Below are 4,700 nucleotides of genomic sequence, written 5' to 3' on the forward strand. Positions count from 1 at the left end.
TTTTGCAGTGACGAATGACATTCTTTTTACCTTGCATGATGATGACGATGTTGTCTGATTCTAAAGTGAGGTTTTCTAGGACGTATTCGGTTTCTGCATATTCGCTAATGTCGCCGCGATAGTCCGCAAGAGCGGGAGCATTGGAACGAATGTTATCGCCCAATGATTTATGATAGAAGCGTTTGTTTTTTTTATCCCAGGCATGCACCATGACGACGGTTGGTTGCTTCGATGTAGTAACAGTGCCGTTGCTTATTTTTATCGCATGATAAGGGGGGGCTTTACCTCCGCTATTAGGCCAAAAACCGCCATCATTCTGATAAATTCCAAGGCCGTAAGGTATCTTTGCCGATAGGTGGTGATTCATCAAATCAATAGTCACATTACTCGCATAATTAATGCTTACCATAGGTCCATTTGGTACTGGTTGATGCGGCAAACGAAACCAGGGTGCTGGTTCTGTTTGATACAAATCTTGCGCCACACAATAATCACCAGATCGAAATACTCCGACAGACCAGCCGTTATGGTCTTTAAGTTCCATACAACGCTTGCCGTTATAGTCAATAAATTTTTCTGTCTCTTGTGCAGCAGGTGCTGTTGAAAAAAGCAATGTTGCGGCGATAAAGCAAGCAACTTTTATGGAGTGCATAAAGACTTTCATGGCAGAATTGTCCCTTTAAAGCTTGGATCTGTGTCCTTAAAAAGATCTCCTTTTTTGTGAAGAACACCATTGCTATCGGTCGTGTCTTCTTTATAACGCAGGAAATCATTACGATTTTTTTGACCCTGTGTTGAGTCGTATCGACCCTGTTTATCTTGTTTTAAATTAAGTGCTTTTGGTGCCCCGTCCATCCCAACAAAATCGGTATAACCTAATTGCGTCAATTCGTAATTTGACAGGTCAATCTTTTTCGTGTTTCCGTTTGAACTATCAAATGCATGATTGTTGCCGCTATCCTCGTGGACCGCATTGAACACTTCAAGAAAGGGCTTGATGCTTTGTTGTTTTGTATTCAATCCTTGTGCACCTCATTAATTTGAATCTTCTTGCCATTAAAACGGCTAGGTTGCCCGATGAAAGACTGATCAAGAAGCGCTTTTCCGATTTCAAATATTTTTGCGTCAGTCGTTATGTTTAAGTCTTGCCATGTTTTTCCATTGTCCAAGGACTCGCTTTGAAAGACCGCGATAACATGTTCACCATCCCTCGTAACCGGGTGTTCAAAAACTAGTCGCCTATCAATTGGTGCAACAAATGCGAAATTCAGTTCTGGGACAGCAGATTTTCCATCCAGATCAAAACGTTGAAGATCACTCCGAACCTGTTCCGATTGATCTACTGTAGATGCCTGAACGTATAATTTCTGCGCGGCATCGGGAGTCAACCCAATCCACCTGCCAGCCTCAAAATATTTATAAAGTGCCACTGGACGACCACGAAATAAACCCACGGCGGAACAGATGCGCTGAAAGTCACTTTCATGCTGACTATGACTGACATTTCGACCGATGTCCGTTAATAGCAGCGAATGCTTCTTTTTATAATACACACTGTATGGTTCTTGATTGATCCGATCGGCGGTCTCTCGATAAAGACGCGCAAGCGGGCTCCAGTCGTATTTGGATTTCAAGACGAATTTACTTCCATCAGCAACCTTGCATTCCAGCACATCTTCACGTGGTATGGCGGCTGCTGGTAGGCAAACCACCAACAACATCAAGGCAATTATTTTTTTCATCATCATGGTGCTCTTTTATCTGACATAGTTTTGTAGTCAATACCCGTGTAATCCAGTGCGCCTTTATCCATCTTAAATGCGTCATGTACTGTGTACGAACCTACGGTTTTTCCCTCAGTGTAGGCATAGAGATTGGCGATTTCACGCTTGACATCCTGAACCGCAAGAGAGAATGCCATCTGGTGATAATTAACGATATCCTGGGGGACATAAATTCGCTCTCCTTTTTTTAAATCACTGAGAGACTTTTTATCGTCGGCAAACCAACCAACGCCCAATACACCTGAAGGAGGATTAGCAGGATCATATTTCTCGGCCTGCCAATAAAATATTTTACTTTTGACGAACGATTTGGTTTGCTCCGTTGTATATTTTTGCCCGCCAGCGGCCGAAGTATCATTGTCCTTGTTCCAGTAACCATGGGTAGTCCGGTCGTTGTCACACTCAAGATCACCTAAATAATTTTTTCCGCAAATCTTATTGGTTTTCTCATCTTCAGTTTTTCCGCCTAGTACCGTCCCAGTATAGAGTGAATCAAACTTAATGGCGTCGTTGCGTCCATCCCATATTCGTGTCATGCCCAAACCATTTGGTACGGCGCCGCATTCATGTTTAGTTACGCCACCTTCTGTATATACATTATCGACGGCGCCACCGCGCGTCGTTGCATCAACCCAATTGGAATGGGAATAAAAATCGGCCAGTGTATGGGCGTTCTGCCCGAAGTTACTTAACGCTCCGGAGATTCCCGTACCCGCAGCCCCATAAAGGACACGTTTTTTGTTTATCGTATCCAGTGTGTTGTCAATCCAATTTCCATTCGCGCCTTTGTAGCTACCGATCTTGGTATGATCAGTAACTGACTTGAATTCTGGGCCGTCATTTGGGTTGTCGAAGTGATTTTGCGGATTATATTGGCCACCGCCAGCCACACCTGTTGTACCGACACTGTACGGAAATACCGTGGGATTTCCAACATCTGGGAGTGCGTCTGTTTGATAGGCGTTTCGAATAATTTGGTCGATAACGGTCTGTGAGAACCTTGCCTCGCCATGATGTTCCGCTTCATATTGTGCAAACGCGATTCGTATAATATCTCCGTGTCCTTTGTCCGAAAATACAGGATCTAAATTACCGGTCACAACGACACGAGACGGTACTTTAAACAAACCCAGCGGATCAATCTCACCCATGGGATTACTGCCTACATAGGCATAACTCTCAACGCCAGAGGTTAATCCTAGGGGATCGGGTGTGATATACCTACCTCGCGATGGATCATAATACCGATGAATATTGTAAAACAGGCCGGTCTCTTGATCCGCATACTGTCCCGCTATGCGCAGGTTCATTTCAAAGTGGTCAGGTTCACTGCTATCGGCAGCCTGAGCGGCAGTCATCATGGTAAATGCGCTATCGTTGGCTGCCGCTTGTTGCATCGTCAAAGCACGTTGGTTTCCAAAAGCATCGAAGTCACCTCGCCATACCACCTGTTGATTTTTATCTGTCACAGCTAACGGCAAACCTCGGTCGTCAGTATGGATTGCATATAGAGTACGGGTCTGACCCTTATCCTGTGCGCGCATCACCGCGTAAGGCCGGTAATCGGCGTACAAATATTGGGTGGTTAACTGTCCTTCTGCGTTCGCTTCGGCGATCAGCTTATGCGCGGTGTCATAGACAAAATAGGTAGTACGACCATTGATAGTTTTGACCACACGATTTCCAAGCGCATCATAGCGGTAGCGGGCGACCGTTTTACTCGCCTCCCTAACTTCAATCAGTCGATGCGCATCGTCATAGATAAACTGCTGATTTCGTCGGACACTTTGACGGCCATAGCTATCGCGTTGAACCTGTTCCGTTTGACTTCTGCGTTGGCCAAGCGGGTCATAGCGGTAGCTAACGTCGTTGGCGGCCGAAGAGGTAACTGACGGTGCTGTAATGGCCGTAGTTGATGACGTTGACGCTGCCACGACTTGCTGCGTTGGGTTCGCACCTGTGATAGCGTCAATTCTCTCGTCTGTCAGACGATGTACTGCATCGTAGAGGTAGCTACGCTGTTCCATATTCCTCTTGCTAGAAATAATATTATTGGCGCCGTCGTGTTGATACCGCAAAGCCTCAATCGCACCTGGATTGGTTTTGCTACCGATGTCGATTGCCGTCAATCGTCCCGCTTTATCGAATGTGCTTTGCTTGATAATCCCGTTGCTTGCAGTGTGGTTTTCGATACCTCCAAACGGACGCCAACTGATATCGGTCAGTATCGGTTCTTGCGTGATATTGTCCGGTAAAATCGCGCGCAGCCCAGCAACAAAACGGTCGTGGATATGTTCGCCTATCCAGGCAAACCAGCCCCTATCACGAGTGATCGCATTTTGCTTGCCATCAGTTTTGTCATACCGATAGGATAAGTATTGGCCATCAGGTAATCTGCGCTCGACTAATTGCCCCGTGATTGAATCATAGGTGTAGCTCGTAATGAAATTGAACGCTGCGACTTGCTTGTTGTCTGGCTGGATGGTTTGAGTGTGCTGCACAATCTGACCAAAGGCGTCGCGCAGATAGGTATGGCTGTTACCACAACCGTCTAGCCGTTCTAACAAATCACCGTCATAACTGAGCGTTTCAGTGCAACCTGCGATCATCCGCTTGACCAGACGACCGCTACTCGCAAACTCGAGCTTTTCGGTAACATGACTTTGTCCGTCTAGCCCAGTTTGCTGTTTCTCAAATGCACCCGTTGTGTCGTTGTAGCTGTATTTGAAACGGCCTTCATCAGGTGAGATCTCTAAGACTATGCGCCCAAAGTCATCGTGTAGAATCGTGTGTGCTCGATTAGCGGCATCCGTGAGCAACATAGCTTACACCGCGTACTTTCATGAAACAGTATCATTTCTATCTTTCTATTTTGGGATGCACAAATAGTCTAAAACGGCCATATTTTGGTTGTTG

4 protein-coding genes are annotated in these 4,700 nt (G+C 45.8%); all 4 read right to left on the reverse strand.

Features of this window, described 5'->3' with window-relative positions:
* A partial coding sequence (locus AAKU64_RS22155; RefSeq protein WP_354335745.1) for a hypothetical protein occupies positions 1–664 on the reverse strand: 664 nt, incomplete at its 3' end.
* A complete protein-coding gene (locus tag AAKU64_RS22160; RefSeq protein WP_354335743.1) occupies positions 661–1,020 on the reverse strand; it encodes a hypothetical protein in 360 nt (119 codons plus the stop codon). The genes AAKU64_RS22160 and AAKU64_RS22155, both read right to left, overlap by 4 nt.
* A complete protein-coding gene (locus AAKU64_RS22165; protein WP_354335741.1) occupies positions 1,017–1,748 on the reverse strand; it encodes a hypothetical protein in 732 nt (243 codons plus the stop codon). Before AAKU64_RS22165 ends, AAKU64_RS22160 begins: the two co-directional genes overlap by 4 nt.
* Complete coding sequence (locus tag AAKU64_RS22170) at positions 1,745–4,606, reverse strand: RHS repeat domain-containing protein (RefSeq protein WP_354363057.1); 2,862 nt, start codon at positions 4,604–4,606, stop codon at positions 1,745–1,747. Before AAKU64_RS22170 ends, AAKU64_RS22165 begins: the two co-directional genes overlap by 4 nt.
* Positions 4,607–4,700 lie beyond the last annotated feature (94 nt).

Origin of the sequence: Undibacterium sp. GrIS 1.8, assembly GCF_040544445.1 — a bacterium.
Lineage (GTDB): Bacteria > Pseudomonadota > Gammaproteobacteria > Burkholderiales > Burkholderiaceae_D > Undibacterium.

Coding starts and splice junctions, on each gene's coding strand:
- AAKU64_RS22165 (WP_354335741.1), bottom strand. CDS start 1,748: ATGATGATGAAAAAAATAATTGCCTTGATGTTGTTGGTGGTTTGCCTA.
- AAKU64_RS22170 (WP_354363057.1), bottom strand. CDS start 4,606: ATGTTGCTCACGGATGCCGCTAATCGAGCACACACGATTCTACACGAT.